The organism is Ornithinimicrobium ciconiae (assembly GCF_007197575.1).
In the GTDB taxonomy this organism is placed as follows: Bacteria; Actinomycetota; Actinomycetes; order Actinomycetales; family Dermatophilaceae; genus Ornithinicoccus; species Ornithinicoccus ciconiae.
In genome coordinates this window covers 1,206,988-1,223,236 of the sequence record NZ_CP041616.1, presented here as the reverse complement: position 1 = coordinate 1,223,236, position 16,249 = coordinate 1,206,988, and the positions used below count along the sequence as shown (strand labels likewise).

Here is a 16,249-nt window from a genome sequence, read left to right as displayed (position 1 = left end):
TTAGCGACCCTGGGGGTCGACGGACTCCGTGTCGCCGGGCGCTGCCTGTGGCTCCTGGCCGTGCAGCTCGCCGACCGGCTGCCCACCGGGCGCTCCCTGGTCGGGAGGCGCGGGACGCGACCCGTCCTGGGTCTCGGGGGCGGAGGCCGGCGGAGTGGTCGGCGGAGTGGTCGGCTGCGGGGCCGGGGACCGGGTCCAGGCGCTCGCTCCGGGGTTGGTGGGCAACTCGACGAGCAGGTCGCGCGCCTGCTGGGCGAACTTGTGCTCGGTGAGGACCTCATAGCGCGTGGCGATGACCTGGGAGACCGAGGTGAAGTCGCGCTGACCGCGGGTCAGCGCCTGTCCGATCAGCGCCCAGACGAGAGCAAAGACGCCTCCGAAGAGCATCGCCCACAGGACCGTCATGAAGGCATCGCCGCTCGGTGCGAAAAGCGCGAAGATCAGCCCCACGAAGAGCCCCATCCAGACGCCGGTCACGATGCCGGCGAGCGCCACGCGACCGGTCGTGAGGCGGCCGGTGACCCGCTCGACCTGTCGCAGGTCGGTCCCGACGATCATGCAGTTCTCGACCGGAAACTCACGATCGGACAGGAAGTCGACAGCCTTCTGGGCGTCCTCGTACTTGTCGAAGACGCCCAGGGACATCGGGTATTCGAGAGTCAGGCCGCTGAGTCGTCCGCGGCCGCTGCTGGGGATGCTGGTCACAGGACCATCCTGACACTGATCTCGGGCGCGGGACTCACCAACGGGCCGTGCCGCGCCGATCGGGGTGGTGGTTCACCGCTCAGCGCAGGCTGAAACGGCTCTTGCGCGGCTTCAGCGCCTTGCGTGCAACATCGGAGGGCAGCCGGTGACGGTAGGCGCGAAGAGTTGCGATGTCGTACGTGCTGCCGATGTGGTTACCCATCTGGGTGTTCATGCTCCTTGCAAATGATTGATTGAATCCTTCACTAAGTATGACGTACGCGGCGCCCAGAAGATTCCCAGACGCACGGTGAGGTCGGTCACAGGTGCTGCGGACACGTATCCTGCCCAGGTGAGCAGCAACTCCCGCGTCTTCGTGGCCCGGTTGGTCGGACTGAGCGTCTTTGACCCCCTGGGCGATGAGGTCGGCCGGGTGCGGGATGTGGTCCTGGTGCTGTCGACCCGGCTACGCGGTCGCGGGCCGCGAGCGATCGGTCTGGTGGTGGAGGTCCCCGGACGCCGGCGGGTCTTCGTGCCGATGACGCGGGTGACCACGATCGATGCCGGGCAGGTCATCACCACAGGCCTGGTCAACATGCGCCGGTTTGAGCAGCGTCCCGGAGAGACCAGCGTTGTCGCGGAGCTGTTCGACCGGCCGGTGCGGGTGCTGGTCGACCATGAGACCGGGCTGGAGCCGGCCGTGGTCGAGGACGTCGCCCTGGAGCAACTGCCGAGCCGGGACTGGGCGGTGACTCGCATCTTCGCCCGCAAGGGCGCTCCCAGCCGGTCCCGCTCCGGGCTGCAGCTGCGCCGCCCCAAGGGTGAGACGGTGCTGGTGCCGATCACCGACGTCGAGGGGTTGCACCTGTCGGCCGCGGAGCAGGGGGCGCATGCGCTGCTGGACAGCCTGGAGGACCGCAAGCCGGCCGACCTGGCCGACGCGATCCAGGACCTCACGCCCAAGCGCCGGGCCGAGGTCACCAGTGCGATGAACGACGAGATGCTGGCCGACGTGCTCGAGGAGCTGCCGGACGACGACCGGGTCGAGATCCTGACCAGTCTGACGACCGAGCGGGCCGCGGACGTGCTGGAGGTGATGGAGCCCGACGACGCTACCGACCTGCTCTCCGAGTTGCCCGCGGACACCGTCGAGGAACTGCTGCAGATGATGGAGCCCGACGAGGCCGCGCCGATCCGGCGGCTGCTGACCTACGACGAGAACACCGCGGGCGGCATGATGACTCCGGAGCCGGTCATCCTCGGGCCGGAGGCGAGCATCGCCGAGGCTCTGGCGACGGTGCGGCGTCAGGAGCTCTCCCCCGCCGTCGCGTCCCTGGTCTATGTCTGTCGCCCCCCGCTGGAGACCCCGACCGGTCGGCTCATCGGCATCGTGCACATCCAGAAGTTGCTGCGCGAGCCACCGCACCAGTCGCTGGGCAGCATCCTGGACCGCGACTTCGAGCCGGTGACGGCTGACGCCTCGCTGGAGACAGTGACCAGGTTGATGGCCAACTACAACATGGTCGCCCTGCCGGTGACCGACGAGGAGGGTCGCCTGCTCGGGGCGGTCACCGTCGACGACGTGCTCGATCACATCCTGCCCGAGGACTGGCGCGAGGAGCGGCATGACGAGCCCGACGACCTGACCGGGACGGACCCCGCGAGCCCGGCGGGCCTGACCCCCAAGGGCGAGGGAGCCACCCGTGTCTGAACCAACGCCGTCCACCCCGTCGCGGCGGGACCGACTCGCCGATCGGGCCGTGGACCGTGAGGTCGAGGGGCGCACGGACCGCCTCGACCAGCCGCTGGCGATCCGCCGGCGTCTGGTCACCCGGCGCGCCATGGACCCCGACACCTTCGGCCGGTTCGCCGAGGCGTTCGCCCGATTCATGGGCACCGCCCGGTTCCTGGGCTACATGACCGTCTTCGTCATCGTCTGGATCGCCTGGAACTTCATGGCTCCGGACCATCTGCGGTTCGACCCCTATGCCTTCATCTTCCTCACCCTGATGCTGAGCCTGCAGGCCTCGTATGCCGCGCCGCTGATCCTTCTGGCCCAGAACCGCCAGACGGACCGGGACAAGGTGGTCATCGAGCAGGACCGCACCCGCGACGAGCGCAACCTGGCCGACACCGAGTTCCTCACCCGCGAGGTGGTGGCCCTGCGCATCGCGATGCGCGACGCGGCCACCCGGGACTTCGTGCGCAGCGAGCTGCGCAACCTGCTGGAGGAGATGGAGGAGCGCGGTCTGCGACTGCAGTCCGAGGTCCACGACGTGCCGACGGACGACCGGGCCGGGTCCAGCAGGCGCAAGGGCGTTCGAGGGCCGCGGGCCAAGGACGTCGACCGCCCCAGCGACGGCACCGCCACTCGCACCGACGGCGGCACCGACGGCCGGCCCGGTGACCGCGCCGACCGCGAGACGGGTGCTGGCGGCCCGGCACAGCCACCGCACTGACCCGCAGCGGGACCTGGACACGGAAGTTTCGGGCGGCGCGCATACGATGGGAGACATGTCTGCTCCCACCCTTGATGCCGTCACTGCTGCGCTGGCGACGGTTGACGACCCTGAGATCCGCAAGCCGATCACCGAGCTCGGGATGGTCGACACTGTCGACATTGATGAGGGCGGACGCGTCAACACCACGATTCTGCTGACCGTGCCCGGCTGTCCGATGAAAGAGACGATCACCAAGAACGTCACGGCCGCCGTCGCCGCCGTCGAGGGTGTCACCGACGTGCGTGTGCAACTCGGCGTGATGAGCGATGAGCAGCGCGGCGCGCTGCGCTCCCAGCTGCGCGGCGGTGCCCCCGAGAAGGAGATCCCGTTCGCCCGCCCGGACACCCTGACCCGGGTGTACGCCGTGGCCTCCGGCAAGGGTGGTGTCGGCAAGTCCACGGTCACCGTCAACCTGGCCGCGGCGATGGCCGCGGAGGGGCTGCGGGTGGGGGTGGTCGACGCCGACATCTATGGCTTCTCGGTGCCGCGCATGCTCGGCGTCGAGCACCAGCCCACCCAGGTCGACGACATGATCCTGCCTCCCCTGGCGCACGACGTGAAGGTCATCTCGATCGGCATGTTCGTGCCGGGCAACCAGCCGGTGGTCTGGCGCGGGCCGATGCTGCACCGGGCGATGCAGCAGTTCCTGGGCGATGTGTTCTGGGGTGACATCGACGTGCTCCTGCTCGACCTGCCCCCGGGCACCGGAGACGTGGCGATCAGCATCGCCCAGCTGCTCCCCAACTCCGAGATCCTGGTGGTCACCACCCCGCAGCAGGCTGCGGCTGAGGTGGCCGAGCGGGCCGGCTCCATTGCCCTGCAGACCCACCAGCGTCTGGTCGGGGTGATCGAGAACATGTCCTGGCTGGAGCTGCCGGACGGCACGCGTCAGGAGATCTTCGGCTCCGGCGGTGGGCAGGCGGTGGCCGAGAGCCTGTCCCGCTTGATCGGCGCCGAGGTGCCGCTGCTGGGTCAGATCCCGCTCGACACCACCCTGCGCGAGGGCGGCGATGCCGGACTGCCGAGTGTGCTGGGCACACCGGACTCCCCCGCGGCCACGGCGTTGCGCGGCATCGCCCGTCAGCTGGCCCAGCGTGGCCGCGGCCTCGCCGGCCGCAAGCTCGGCATTACCCCGACCAGCCACTGACCTCCGGGTCGCGAGCCAGGGGCCCGGTCGCGGCGCCACCCGATCCAGGTCGCGGGGCCACCCGCTCCACGTCACGGCGCCACCCGCTCCAGGTCGCGCTGCACAGCCTCCGGTCCTGGCCCAGGCTCAGGTCGCGTCGACGTCCCAGGGCGTGGGCAGCGACGGGTCGTGGTCCTGGACCTGGCGCCCCGGCACACCGCCGCCGGCGATGGCTGCCTCGTTGGCGGCCCGTCCTGCGGTCGTCTCGGTGGGCGCGGACCCCTCGTGGTCATCAGCCCTGGGATCGGTCCCGGACAGCGCCTCCCGCATGATCCGGCGCGGGTCGTACTGCCGGGGGTCGAGGGCGCGCCAGTCGACGTCGTCGAAACCGGGGCCCATCTCCTCCCGGATCTGGGTCTTGGCCCCCTCTGCCATGTCCCGCGCCGAGCGGACGAACTGGGCCAGCTTGGCGGCATACTGCGGCAGTTTGTCCGGCCCCAGGATGACGAGAGCGAGCACGATGAGGAGCAGAAACTCCCCGCCTCCGATGTTGGGCATCCGCTCCCCTACTCCGAGCCCTGCAGCGTCAACTGCACGGTGCGCTCGTCACCGTCGACGCCCTGGACAAGCAGATCGACCTCATCCCCGACCGCATAGCTGCGCAGCACCACGATGAGGTGCGCGCCATGCTCGATCGGCTGGCCCTCGACCTCCAGGATCAGTTCACCGGCCGTGATCCCGGCCTGGTCAGCAGGCCCACCGTCGACGACGGGGTCGCTGTCCGCTGCGCCCTCGGCGAGCACACGGGCTCCCACGCCGCCGTAGGTCATGTCGAGCATGACGCCGATGATCGGGTGGTTGCTGGTGCCGGTCTCGATCAGTTGGTTCGCGGTGTGCTCAGCCTGACGGGACGGGATCGCAAAACCCAGGCCGATGCTGCCGGCCTGTCCGCCCATCTCCCCAGGGATCTGCGCGATCGCGGAGTTCACCCCCACCACCTGGCCGTTGAGGTCGAGCAGCGGCCCCCCGGAGTTGCCAGGGTTGATCGCCGCGTCGGTCTGGATGGCGTTGATGTAGGACGTAGAACCTGTGCTTCCGCCGGCGATCACCGGCCGGTTGAGGGCCGAGACGATGCCGGTGGTGACGGTGTTGTCCAGACCCAGCGGTGCGCCGACGGCCACCACCGAGGCACCGACCTGCACCTGGTCCGAGTCGCCGAAATGCAACACCTGGAGCCCCTTGAGGTCCACCTTGATCACGGCGATGTCGTATTCGACGTCAGCGCCCACGACCTCGGCCGAGGTCTCCGTGCCGTCGGTGAAGCGCACACTGATCGGACCGTCCTCGCCGGCGCTCTCGATGACGTGGCTATTGGTGACGATGTAACCGTCCTCGCGCACCACGAACCCGGAGCCGACGCCGTCCCCACGCTCGGACCCGACGGAGATGAAGACCACGCTGGGCAGGGCGTGGGCAGCGATAGCGGTCACGGGCGTGGCTGGCGTCGTGCCGACCGGCACGGCCTCCAGGACCCGTGGAGCAGGCTCCTGCTCGCTGCGGGACAGCTGCCCACCCACATAGCCGGCCGCCCCGCCTCCGGCCAGCCCCAGCAACAGCGCCGCGGTGAGCAGACCCAGTCCCCCTGCCCGCCGACGGCGAGGTAGGACCGCGGTCGCGCCCCCACCCCAGCCGGGTGTCGCCGGGGGCGTCGCCACCTGGGGTGCTGACATGGCGGGCAGTGCATAGACCACGTCCGTGCTGCCGGGGTGCCGGGTTGGGCTCACCTGGGCGAAACTCGACGTCTCATCGACGCGCAGGGCGGCGGTGTCATCGAGATCGCTGGCCGCGGGGTGCAACGCCCAGGACGCCCCGGAGGGGGGCGTCTCATGAGGTGTCCGGTCGGGCGGGTGGTCCCCGTCCCGATCGTGCGCGTCAGCCATGAGCCCGATTCTGCCTGATCAGGTGGGCCACACCCAACGCCCGGGGTCCGGACGTCAGCCCAGGACCGGGATCGGCTGGCTGTGCGAGACAGGAACGGCCCGCCGGGGCTGCGGTGCCCGGTGGGCGAGGGCCTCGCGCAACTGGGTCCGACCACGGTGGATCCGCGAGCGCACGGTGCCCAGTTTGATGCCCAGGGTCTGGGCAACCTCCTCGTAGGAGTAGCCCTCGATGTCGCTCAGCACGACGGCGGCGCGGAACTGCGGGGACAGTGCGTCCAGCGCCCGCTGGACGTCGTCGTCGAGGTGCGTGGCGTCATACTGCTCCTCCGGCCCACGCAACCGGCTGGGCAGGCGAGCGGCGGCCTCGTCGCTGAGCGCGTCAAAGCGGATGCGCTGCTTGCGGCGGACCCGGTCCAGGAAGAGGTTGGTGGTGATGCGGTGCAGCCAGCCCTCAAAGGTGCCGGGGCGGTAGGTGTGCAGGGAGCGGAAGACCCGGATGAAGACGTCGTGGGTCAGGTCTTCGGCGTCGTAGGGGTTGCCAGTGAGGCGGTAGGCCAACCGATAGACACGGGCGGAGTGGTCGCGGACGATCTCGTCCCACGAGGGGACCTGCCAGTCCTGCTCCGGTGTCTCCATCGTGTCCTCCGTCTGCGTGCGAGCGTCCGCGCCCCTGCCGCGCTGTCACCGTTGCTCAAGCCTGGCAGAGCCTGCTGGGAGATTCCTGAGCGTCGCACCGCATTACAGTGGGCAGCATGAGCACGCAGAAACTGGCCACCTGGTCCTACGCCGAGGGCTTCATCGCACCGACCGATCTGATGGACCGGACGGCGGCCGAGGGCGAGACCCTGGGTGCCCAGCCCGTGCACCCGGCGGTGGGCAGCGCCCTGCGCCTGCTGGCCGCGGCCCTCGCGGCGCGCACCGTGGTGGAGATCGGCACCGGGGCCGGCACGTCCGGGCTGTGGCTGCTGCAGGGGATGGCCCCCGACGGCATCCTGACCTCGATCGACATCGAGGCCGAGCACCAACGGCTGGCCAAGAAGGCGTTCGCCGAGGCCGGCATCCCTCCGCAGCGCACCAGGGTCATCGCCGGTGACGCGACCCAGGTGCTGCCGCGGCTGAACGACGCGACCTACGACCTGGTCTTCATCGATGCCGACAAGACGAGCTATCCGCTCTATGCCGAGCAGGGCATCCGGCTGCTGCGCAGCGGTGGGGTGCTGGCGCTGGACAACATGCTGTGGCACGACCGGGTGGCCGACCCGGCGGTGCGGGACGAGGCCACGACCACCCTGCGGGACCTTGGCAAGACACTGCGGGAGGACGATCGGCTGCTGCCGACCCTCCTCCCGGTGGGTGACGGGCTGTTCGCCGCCGTCAAGCGCTGAGCGGCCTCAGCCGATGCAGCCCTTGATGGCCTCGCCCAGGGCGGTGGCCTCATCGGCGTTCATCTCCACGACGAGCCGACCGCCACCCTCCAGCGGCATACGAAGGACGATCCCGCGACCCTCCTTGGTGACCTCGAGCGGGCCGTCGCCAGTGCGGGGCTTCATGGCTGCCATGTGTGTTTCTCCTCCTGACGCGGCCAAGGGCCGCGAGTTCCTGCCGCGAGGCCGCGACGGTCAGTGCGTGGACCCCCATTATCCCCCGGGAACGGCATCCCGGCGAAATCTGGGTCCGGCGTGCGGGTGCGGCACACTGGGATAGTGCGCGCCCGGGCTGCCGTCTTCGACGTCTATGGAGACCACCTCGCCGACCAGGCCTACTGGGCTCCGATCTCGGCCGTGGTCACTCTCCTGCAGGCCTGCGGGATCGCAGCGCCCGCGACCCGCACGGCGGTGTCCCGGATGACGGCGCAGGGCTGGCTGGAGCCCATGACCAGGCACGGGGTGCGGGGCTATGCCGCCACTGCGGTCGGGCGCGACCGCCTCGCGGAGGCGTGGGTGCGGATTTATCGTCCGGCAGCTCCCGACTGGGACGGACGGTGGCACGTGGTGGTCACCGCGCGGCCGGTGGACCGCACCCAACGGGAACGGGTGACCGCGACCCTGGGTTACCTGGGCTACGGCCGGTTGGCCCCGCAGACCTGGATCGCGGCCCGGTCCTCACCGGAGCTGTCAACCGCCCTGTCGGGGCTGCAGATCGGATACTCCACCTTCTCCACCACCGACCTCAAGGACTCCCGCGAGCTGCTGGCCCGCACGTGGGACCTGTCCGAGCTGGCCAGCAGCTATCAGGCGTTCGCCGATGACACGGCTGCCCTCGGTGCCCGGCTGGGCACCGGCCTGTCCCCGGCGGAGGCGTATGCGCTGCGCGCCGGGCTGGTGCACCGGTGGCGCAAGTTCCTCTTTGTCGATCCTGCCCTGCCCGAGGAGGTGCTCCCCTCGCCCTGGCCGGGCCAGCTGGCACGCGACCTCTTCCTGGAGGCGGCTGGTGACCTGCTGGGGCCGGCGCGTATCTTCGTGGCTGAGACCCTGGCTGCCGCCGGGGTGCCAGAGCTCACCACGGAGGACCCACGCGGATGACCGACGACCCCAGCCACACCCCCGTCCTGCTTGAGCGCGATGGTGGGGTGGCCGTGGTGCGGCTCAACCGACCCGACGCGATGAACGCCCTGGACCTGGCGACCAAGACCGCGCTGTTGGAGACCCTGCGGGAGGTGGCCCAGGACGAGTCGGTGCGCTGCGTCGTCCTCACCGGCACCGGCCGGGCGTTCTGCGTGGGCCAGGACCTCAAGGAGCACGTCCGGTTGCTCGAGGCGGACCCCGAGTTCCTCGCCAGCACGGTGGCGGACCACTACAACCCGGTCGTTGAGTTGCTGTCCACCATGGACAAGCCGGTCGTCGCAGCCGTCAACGGGGTGGCTGCCGGGGCGGGCGCCTCCTTCGCTTTCGCCGCGGACCTGCGCATCCTCGCGGCGTCGGCGGGGTTCAACACCGCCTTCACCGGGATCGCCCTCTCCTGTGACTCGGGGGCCTCCTTCGCGCTGCCCCGCCTGATCGGCACGGCCAAGGCCAAGGAACTGCTGCTGCAGCCGCGCACGGTCCCCGCGGAGGAGGCCCTGTCTCTGGGCCTGGCCACCGAGGTCGTGCCCGACGGGGAGTTCGAGGCCCACGTGGCCCAGGTTGCGCAGCGGCTGGCCGCGGGCCCGACGAAGGCCTACGGTGCCGTGCGCCGGGCCATCGCCTACTCCGCGACCCACTCGCTCAGCGAGTCCCTCGCGCACGAGGGCGAGCTCATGGGCAGCACCGGCGCCACGGCAGACCACCGCATCGCGGTCGCCGCCTTCCTGGCCAAGGAGAAGCCCGTCTTCGAGGGTCGCTGACCCCATTTTGATAGTGGTTTCGTAGGTCGCTCACCCATTTTAATAATGGTTTCGTAGGTCACTGACGCGTTTTGATAGTGGTTTCGTAGGTCGCTCACGCAACTTCATAGTGGTTTCGTTGGTGTGCCCGATAAGCGAAACCACTACGAAAAGACGCGTTGGCCCAGCGAAACCATTACGAAAATGGTCAGGGCGGGTTGTCACTGGGCGGCTCGAAGCGGAAGAGTTCCCAGGACCACCAGAGTTGCCAGCCGACGAAGAGTGCGGCAATGACCACCGTGCGCACGACCAGCAGCCAGGTCGGCCCCGACCGTCGGTCTGAGAGTGGCCAGCCACCGCCGATCATCACCACGAAGACGGGGAACAGCAGGATGAGATAGCGGTAGATGCTGGTCCACGGATCCAGGGCCGCCGCGAGATAGAACGGGTAGGCCAGGCTCCAGGTCTGGAGCACCGGACCCAGCCCGCGGGCCCACGGACCCAGCATCATGACGGCCAGCAGGACGAAGAAGCCGACCAGAAACCAGATGCCGCGCGGGTCACCGAACTGCCACTTCACCATCTCCAGGGTGGGTGCGAACGGGGTGACCGCCTCCCCGTTGCGCCAGGCCGACATGGTTTCGGTGTAGCCCGTCGGCACACCGGTCCCCCGCCAGACCAGCGCCGGCCAGATAAGACCCGACAGACCGCACCCGACCAGGGCCGCCAGCATGCCGGCATACTCCCCACGGCCCACCGGCTCCTCGCGCCGTTGGCGCCAGCGCAGCACCACAGCCACCAGCGCGACCAACCCGAGTGGCAGCGCGATCGGACGGGCCAGGCCGGTCAACAGGGCCACGGCTCCGGCCACCCACCACTGCCGGCGGATGAGGAGCCACAGCACACTGCACAGCAGCAGGGTGGCCAGGGACTCTGTGTAGGCGACCTGGAGGGTCGGCGAGGCCGGGAAGGCAGCGAACAGGCAGACTCCGCCGAGCGCAGCGGCGGCGCCGACCCGCTCACGCAGCATGAGGCCCATCACGACAGCGGCGGCATAACCGATCATCGTCGCCACCACCGGACCGGCGATGGCGAACGGCAGTCCGGTGACCGCCATCAGGGCTCGGGCCAGCATGGGGAAGATCGGATAGAAGGCCCACTCGTTCTGGCGCACCTGCCCGTCCGAGCCGACCGGTAGCTCCGGTGGGTAGCCGTCCGTGGCGATCCGCTCGTACCACGCACCGTCCCACAGCGTCGCCAGGTCGAAGTAGCGCGGCACCTCGCCACTGAAGATCATCGGGTCCTGATGGGCGTCAGTGACCCACAGCAGGATCCCGGTGGTGATCAGGCGGAAGAGCGTGTAGAGACCCAGCAGGACCAGCAGGAATCGCCCCGTCGTGCGGGTCACCGCTCCCCTGCCTGTTCGGAGTGGACCGCCGACTCGGGTCGCTCGGGCTCGTCGAGCGCTGCAGGGGGCACATCCGGCTCAGACCGGATGACCCGCTCAAAGCCTCCGCCCCCGACCGACTCCTCCGCCTCAAGAGGTTGCTCAGCTCGCAGCCGGGCGATCTCCGCGTCCCGATCGCGCAGTTCCTCGGCGAGCCGGTCGAGCACCTCGTCCACCTGGGACATCCGGTAGCCCCGGATCGCCTGATCGAAACGCACCTCGATCACCTGGTCGGGCTGCAGCCCACCGCGCGGCAGCGGCTCAAAGAACTGGGAGGTGACCGGGTCAGGCACCCCGGGAGCACCCGTGCGCAGCACCACTGCCGCGGCCAGCAGACCGAGAGCCAGGACGCCCACGATCACCAGGATCAGGATCACTGGCGCGCCTCACGGATGATCCGGACCGCCTCGTCCGGGTCGTCGGTGATCTCTAGCAGCCCAAGGTCCGCCTCGGAGATGGTTCCTGCCGTGACGAGGGTGCTACGCAGCCAGTCCAGCAGCGGTGCCCAGAACTCGGCGCCCATCAGCACGATCGGAAAGTTGGTGACCTTGCCGGTCTGGACCAGGGTGACGGCCTCGAAGAGCTCATCGAGGGTGCCGTAGCCACCGGGCAGCACGATGAAACCCTGGGCGTACTTGACGAACATCGTCTTGCGGGCGAAGAAGTAGCGGAAGTTGATGCCGAGGTTGACGTGCGGGTTCAGCCCGGTCTCGAAGGGCAGTTCGATGCCCAGCCCCACGGAGGTGCCTCCAGAGCGCACCGCGCCCAAGTTGGCACCCTCCATGGTGCCGGGGCCGCCACCGGTGATCACGGCATACCCCGCCTCCACCAGTGCCTCGCCCACGGCGACGGACAGCTCGTAGACGGGATGGTCGGGACCCGTCCGCGCCGACCCGAAGACGCTGACCGCAGGTCCGAGGTCGGAGAGCGCACCAAAGCCCTCGACGAACTCCGACTGGATCCGCATGACCCGCCACGGGTCGGTGTGCACCCAGTCGGAGGGACCACTGTTGTCCAGTAGTCGCTGGTCGGTGGTGCTGGTGGGCACCTTGCGTCCCCTGAGGGTCACCGGACCCTTGCGGTACTCCTTGGGCTGGCTCACGAGACGAACCTAAACCGTCGCGCTGCCCGGAGCCCAACCGGCACCATCCACCCCCGCCTCCCCCGTCCGGGCGAGCTCAGCCCAGCCATCGTCGCAACGCTTCCTCGCAGGCCACGATCTGAGCCACCTGGCACCGTTCGTCATCAGCGTGGGCGAACTGTGCCTCACCCGGCCCGAAGTTGACGGCCGGGATGCCCAGCGCCGAAAAGCGTGCCACATCCGTCCACCCCTGCTTTGCCCGCACCGGCAGACCCAGTGACTCGGTGAAGGCTGCGGCGGCCGGTCGGTCGAGCCCGGGACGCGCCCCCGCCGAGACGTCGATGATCTCGACCTCCAGCCCCGAGAACACCTCGTCGGTCAGGTAGGAGACCGCCTTCTCAGGGCTCCCTGAAGGGGCGAAACGCAGGTTGACCGTCACCACGGCATGGTCCGGGATGACGTTGTGGGCGATGCCGCCCTCGATGCCGACCGCGTTGAGCGACTGACGGTAGGTGAGCCCGTCCACCTCGGCATCCAGCAGCTGGCCCTCCTCGATGCGCTGCAGCACCTGCGCCACGTCGTGGATGGCGTTGTGGCCCATCCACGGCCGGGCGGAGTGCGCGGCGGTCCCTCGGGTGTGGACCTGGGCCGTGACGTTGCCATTGCAGCCGCCCTCGACCGCATCGTCAGTCGGCTCGAGGAGCACGGCGAAGTCGCCGTGCAGGAGGTCTGGACGGTGACGCACCAGCCGGGCCAGACCGTTGTGCTCGTCGCTGATCTCCTCGGCGTCATAGAACACGAACGTCAGGTCGCGGGAGGGCTCGGTGAGCGAGGCGGCGAGCGCGAGCTGGACCGCGACGCCACCCTTCATGTCCGTGGTGCCACGACCGATGAGGTAGTCACCCTCGCGCCGCACCGGCAGGTTCGGCGGGTCGGTCAGGGGCACGGTGTCGATGTGCCCGGCCAGGATCACGCGCTCGGCACGACCGAGCTCGGTCCGGGCGATGACACCGTTGCCGTCGCGGGTGACGCGCAGGTGAGGAAGCCGCCGCAGGGTCACCTCGATGACATCGGCCAGCTGCCCCTCCTGCAGGCTGACCGACGGGATGTTGCACAGGGCTGTCGTCAGGTCCACCACGTCCTGGTCGAGGTCCAGCACGGTCTGTGTCGTCATGGCCACTGACCCTAGTGCGGGTTCGCGACCTGAAACAGTGCGGGGGTCACGTGTCGGTGGACGCGGCAGAATGCCGTTGCCCAGCGTCGGCAAAGTTAGACTTTGCCCCATGACCCCGGCCGGCCAGCGTGATCCGGCCGCCGAGGCACGACCGCGGCGGCGCGGCTGGCTGACCCTCGCAGCCGTAGCGGTGGTCCTAGCCCTGGTGGCCGCGGTGGGCACCCGGTGGGTCCTGGAGGAGTTCCGGACCCCGACGTGTGAGTTCACCGCGGGCGCCAGTGCCGAGCGGCGCACGCCGGAGCAGGCCGCCAACGCTGCCACGATCAGCATGGTCTCCATCGACCGCGGGCTTCCCCCCAAGGCCGCCACGATCGCGCTCGCGACGGCTATCCAGGAGTCCAAGCTCCGCAACCTCACCTATGGCGACGCCGACTCCCTGGGACTGTTCCAGCAGCGTCCGAGCCAGGGGTGGGGGTCGGAGGAGGAGATCCTCGACCCGGTGTATGCCGCCAACACCTTTTTCGAGGCCCTGGAGCGCATCCCTGACTGGCCAGACTGGGTCGTCACGGAGATCGCGCAGGAGGTCCAGCGCAGCGCCTTCCCCGACGCGTATGCCGACCATGAGGCCGAGGCGCGGGTGATGGCCTCGGGCCTGGTGGGGCAGTCGCACGCCGCCGTGGCGTGCCGCCTGGATGCCGTCGACTCCCCCGGATCCGCGCAGGACGTGCTGGACAAGGCGGAGCGCACGTTCTCCGGGGAGGGCACGGTCGCCGGAGACACCGTCACCCTCTCGGCCCCGGCGAGCGACGAGGCCTGGGCCATCGCCAGCTGGGCCGTCACCCACGCGGACGCCGAGGCGATTGTGCGGGTCGAGGTTGCGGACCGTCTGTGGAACCGCCACGAGGACCCGCTCACGTGGCACACCACCGCTGCCGCTGGCGACGGCACGACAGTCACCATCACCGTCGCCAGCGACTGACTTCCCCGTCGTCAGCGATTCACTGCCCCGTCGCCAGCGACTGACTTCCCCCTCGCCAGCGATTCACTGCCCCGTCGCCAGCGACTGACTCCCGTCGCCAGCGACTCACTGCCCCGTCAGGTCAACGACGCGAGCCCCCGCTCCGGTGACCGGAACGGGGGCTCGCGACAGGTTTGCTCAGGTCAGCGCGCGTCTGCGGCGACGTAGTCGCGGGCCGGGCTGCCGACATACAGCTGGCGGGGGCGACCGATCTTGGTGGCCGGGTCGTTGATCATCTCGCGCCACTGGGCGATCCAGCCGGGGAGACGGCCGATCGCGAACAGCACGGTGAACATGTTGGACGGGAAGCCCATCGACTCATAGATCAGACCGGTGTAGAAGTCGACGTTGGGGTAGAGCTTGCGCTCCACGAAGTAGTCGTCCTCGAGCGCGGTCTGCTCCAGCTCCATCGCCAGGTCCAGCAGCGGGTTGCCCCCGCCGACCTTGGAGAAGATCTCGTGGGCGGTCTGCTTGACGAGGGCGGCGCGCGGGTCGTAGTTCTTGTAGACCCGGTGGCCGAAGCCCATCAGCTTGACACCCTCCTCCTTGTTCTTGACCTTGGAGACGAAGTCCTTGACGTCTCCGCCGCTCTCCTTGATCTGGTCGAGCATGGTCAGCACAGCCGAGTTGGCACCACCGTGCAGCGGGCCGGACAGGGCGTGGATGCCGGCAGAGATCGAGGAGAACAGGTTGGCCTCGGAGGAGCCCACCAGACGCACCGTGGAGGTGGAGCAGTTCTGCTCGTGGTCGGCGTGCAGGATGAACAACAGGTCCAGCGCCTTGGCGACGACCGGGTCGAGCTGGTAGTCCTCGGTGGGCTGGCCGAAGGTCATCCAGAGGAAGTTCTCGACCAGGTTGTAGTCGTTGTTGGGGTAGAGGAACGGCTGGCCCTGGCTCTTGCGGAAGGCGTAGGCCGCGATCGTCGGCAACTTGGCCATCAGTCGGATCGTGGAGATCTCTACGGCCTCGGGGTCGAACGGGTCTAGGCTGTCCTGATAGAACGTGCCGAGCGCCGAGACGGCCGAGGAGAGCACCGGCATCGGGTGCGCGTCGCGGGGGAAGCCGTTGAAGAAGCCCTTCATGTCCTCCAGCAGGAGGGTATGCCGACGGATCCGCTGGTCGAACTCCTCCAGCTGCGTCGCGGTCGGCAGCTCGCCGTAGATCAGCAGGTAGCTGGTCTCCAGGAAGCTGGACTTCGCGGCAAGCTGCTCAATCGGGTAGCCGCGGTAGCGCAGGATGCCCTCGCCGCCGTCGATGTAGGTGATCTCAGACTTGCAGGACGCGGTGTTGACGAAACCCACGTCGAGGGTGACGTCACCGGTCGTCTTCAGCAGCGAGGAGATGTCGAGGCCGTTGTTGCCCTCGACCGCCGGGACAACGGGCAGCTGGAGATCGGAACCCTTGTGGGTGAGATTGGCGGTGTCTGTCATGTGTCCTCCTGCTCGAGTCGGCGTGCCCTGCTCGGACACAGCACGTCAGTCGTTGGCCGAGCAGAGGCCGTCCAGCACCTGCCCGCACCGGGGGTCAGCTCTCGTCGTGGGCCTGTGGGGGAAGTGCAGCCACCAGGGGGTGGTCCTTGGGGATCATGCCGAGCTTGGCCGCACCACCGGGGCTGCCAAGATCGTCGAAGAACTCGACGTTCGCCTTGTAGTACTCGGCCCACTCCTCCGGGGTGTCGTCCTCGTAGTAGATGGCCTCCACCGGGCAGACGGGCTCGCAGGCACCGCAGTCCACGCACTCATCCGGGTGGATGTAGAGCATGCGCTCGCCCTCGTAGATGCAGTCGACGGGGCACTCTTCGATGCACGCCAGGTCCTTGAGGTCAACACACGGTTGCGCGATCACGTAGGTCATCGGACTGCTCCTGCTCCCTGCTGGTGGTGGTGTGACGGTCAGCCACGCGCCGGGGCGCGAGACAGACCGCTTCCTAGTATGCCGTTCGGCCGAGCCGGTCAAGAACCCGCCCTGGATTATGTG

The 16,249-nt window shown here is 69.1% G+C and carries 18 protein-coding genes and 1 pseudogene; 7 read left to right on the top strand and 12 right to left on the bottom strand.

The features are described from left to right. Together FNH13_RS05660 and FNH13_RS19730 are read right to left on the bottom strand one after the other, a co-directional pair. Nucleotides 1-705: a general stress protein gene (locus tag FNH13_RS05660; protein WP_228266603.1), complete on the bottom strand. Its 705-nt coding sequence runs from the start codon at nucleotides 703-705 to the stop codon at nucleotides 1-3. A gap of 79 nt (nucleotides 706-784) precedes the next feature. Beyond that, the gene (locus tag FNH13_RS19730) at nucleotides 785-919 is read right to left on the bottom strand and encodes a hypothetical protein (protein WP_267873008.1); all 135 of its coding nucleotides are present in this window, start codon (nucleotides 917-919) and stop codon (nucleotides 785-787) included. Between the two features lie 117 nt (nucleotides 920-1,036). Here FNH13_RS19730 and FNH13_RS05655 point away from each other — a divergent pair, with 117 nt between their 5' ends. The 3 genes from FNH13_RS05655 to FNH13_RS05645 are packed head-to-tail and all read left to right on the top strand — an operon-like array spanning nucleotide 1,037 to nucleotide 4,332. Further along, on the top strand, nucleotides 1,037-2,395 hold the full coding sequence (locus tag FNH13_RS05655; protein WP_143782573.1) for a magnesium transporter: 1,359 nt from the start codon (nucleotides 1,037-1,039) through the stop codon (nucleotides 2,393-2,395). After that, nucleotides 2,388-3,143: a DUF1003 domain-containing protein gene (locus FNH13_RS05650; RefSeq protein ID WP_407669951.1), complete on the top strand. Its 756-nt coding sequence runs from the start codon at nucleotides 2,388-2,390 to the stop codon at nucleotides 3,141-3,143. The genes FNH13_RS05655 and FNH13_RS05650 overlap by 8 nt, the downstream gene beginning before the upstream one ends. A gap of 55 nt (nucleotides 3,144-3,198) precedes the next feature. Next, complete coding sequence (locus FNH13_RS05645; protein ID WP_143782572.1) at nucleotides 3,199-4,332, top strand: Mrp/NBP35 family ATP-binding protein; 1,134 nt, start codon at nucleotides 3,199-3,201, stop codon at nucleotides 4,330-4,332. A 126-nt stretch (nucleotides 4,333-4,458) separates the two neighbouring features. Here FNH13_RS05645 and FNH13_RS05640 read toward each other — a convergent pair whose 3' ends face one another. From FNH13_RS05640 to sigE, 3 genes and pseudogenes are all read right to left on the bottom strand, one after another. Then, complete coding sequence (locus FNH13_RS05640) at nucleotides 4,459-4,869, bottom strand: Sec-independent protein translocase family protein (protein ID WP_143782571.1); 411 nt, start codon at nucleotides 4,867-4,869, stop codon at nucleotides 4,459-4,461. Nucleotides 4,870-4,877: 8 nt separating this feature from the next. After that, complete coding sequence (locus tag FNH13_RS05635) at nucleotides 4,878-6,251, bottom strand: S1C family serine protease (RefSeq protein WP_143782570.1); 1,374 nt, start codon at nucleotides 6,249-6,251, stop codon at nucleotides 4,878-4,880. A gap of 54 nt (nucleotides 6,252-6,305) precedes the next feature. Further along, nucleotides 6,306-6,911, bottom strand: a pseudogene (gene sigE, locus FNH13_RS05630) (RNA polymerase sigma factor SigE); the annotation flags it as partial. A gap of 92 nt (nucleotides 6,912-7,003) precedes the next feature. Here sigE and FNH13_RS05625 point away from each other — a divergent pair. Next, the gene (locus tag FNH13_RS05625) at nucleotides 7,004-7,636 is read left to right on the top strand and encodes an O-methyltransferase (RefSeq protein ID WP_143782568.1); all 633 of its coding nucleotides are present in this window, start codon (nucleotides 7,004-7,006) and stop codon (nucleotides 7,634-7,636) included. A 6-nt stretch (nucleotides 7,637-7,642) separates the two neighbouring features. Here FNH13_RS05625 and FNH13_RS05620 read toward each other — a convergent pair whose 3' ends face one another. Beyond that, nucleotides 7,643-7,810 carry a DUF3117 domain-containing protein gene (locus FNH13_RS05620; RefSeq protein ID WP_143782567.1) on the bottom strand — a complete coding sequence of 56 codons (168 nt, stop codon included), beginning with the start codon at nucleotides 7,808-7,810 and terminating at the stop codon, nucleotides 7,643-7,645. A gap of 144 nt (nucleotides 7,811-7,954) precedes the next feature. Here FNH13_RS05620 and FNH13_RS05615 point away from each other — a divergent pair, with 144 nt between their 5' ends. Together FNH13_RS05615 and FNH13_RS05610 are read left to right on the top strand one after the other, a co-directional pair. Continuing rightward, nucleotides 7,955-8,773: a PaaX family transcriptional regulator gene (locus FNH13_RS05615; protein WP_165700025.1), complete on the top strand. Its 819-nt coding sequence runs from the start codon at nucleotides 7,955-7,957 to the stop codon at nucleotides 8,771-8,773. Beyond that, complete coding sequence (locus tag FNH13_RS05610; RefSeq protein ID WP_143782565.1) at nucleotides 8,770-9,573, top strand: enoyl-CoA hydratase-related protein; 804 nt, start codon at nucleotides 8,770-8,772, stop codon at nucleotides 9,571-9,573. Before FNH13_RS05615 ends, FNH13_RS05610 begins: the two co-directional genes overlap by 4 nt. Nucleotides 9,574-9,760: 187 nt before the next feature. Here FNH13_RS05610 and FNH13_RS05605 read toward each other — a convergent pair whose 3' ends face one another. The 4 genes from FNH13_RS05605 to dapE all read right to left on the bottom strand — a co-directional run bounded on the left by FNH13_RS05605 (nucleotide 9,761) and on the right by dapE (nucleotide 13,254). Then, on the bottom strand, nucleotides 9,761-10,960 hold the full coding sequence (locus FNH13_RS05605; protein ID WP_143782564.1) for a hypothetical protein: 1,200 nt from the start codon (nucleotides 10,958-10,960) through the stop codon (nucleotides 9,761-9,763). Further along, nucleotides 10,957-11,376, bottom strand: coding sequence for a DivIVA domain-containing protein (locus tag FNH13_RS05600; protein ID WP_228266602.1), 420 nt, complete (start codon nucleotides 11,374-11,376; stop codon nucleotides 10,957-10,959). The genes FNH13_RS05605 and FNH13_RS05600 overlap by 4 nt, the downstream gene beginning before the upstream one ends. Next, complete coding sequence (locus FNH13_RS05595; RefSeq protein ID WP_143782563.1) at nucleotides 11,373-12,101, bottom strand: LOG family protein; 729 nt, start codon at nucleotides 12,099-12,101, stop codon at nucleotides 11,373-11,375. The genes FNH13_RS05600 and FNH13_RS05595 overlap by 4 nt, the downstream gene beginning before the upstream one ends. Before the next feature lie 76 nt (nucleotides 12,102-12,177). Beyond that, nucleotides 12,178-13,254 (bottom strand): succinyl-diaminopimelate desuccinylase, encoded by a 1,077-nt coding sequence (gene dapE, locus FNH13_RS05590; protein WP_143782562.1) that lies wholly within the window; start codon nucleotides 13,252-13,254, stop codon nucleotides 12,178-12,180. Nucleotides 13,255-13,363: 109 nt separating this feature from the next. On the opposite strand from dapE, the gene FNH13_RS05585 reads away from it, so the two are divergent. Then, nucleotides 13,364-14,233, top strand: coding sequence for a hypothetical protein (locus FNH13_RS05585; RefSeq protein ID WP_143782561.1), 870 nt, complete (start codon nucleotides 13,364-13,366; stop codon nucleotides 14,231-14,233). Between the two features lie 182 nt (nucleotides 14,234-14,415). Here FNH13_RS05585 and FNH13_RS05580 read toward each other — a convergent pair whose 3' ends face one another. Together FNH13_RS05580 and fdxA are read right to left on the bottom strand one after the other, a co-directional pair. Further along, a complete protein-coding gene (locus tag FNH13_RS05580; protein ID WP_143782560.1) occupies nucleotides 14,416-15,702 on the bottom strand; it encodes a citrate synthase in 1,287 nt (428 codons plus the stop codon). 94 nt (nucleotides 15,703-15,796) lie between these two features. Next, nucleotides 15,797-16,126 carry a ferredoxin gene (gene fdxA, locus FNH13_RS05575; RefSeq protein WP_143782559.1) on the bottom strand — a complete coding sequence of 110 codons (330 nt, stop codon included), beginning with the start codon at nucleotides 16,124-16,126 and terminating at the stop codon, nucleotides 15,797-15,799. Nucleotides 16,127-16,249: the final 123 nt, after the last annotated feature.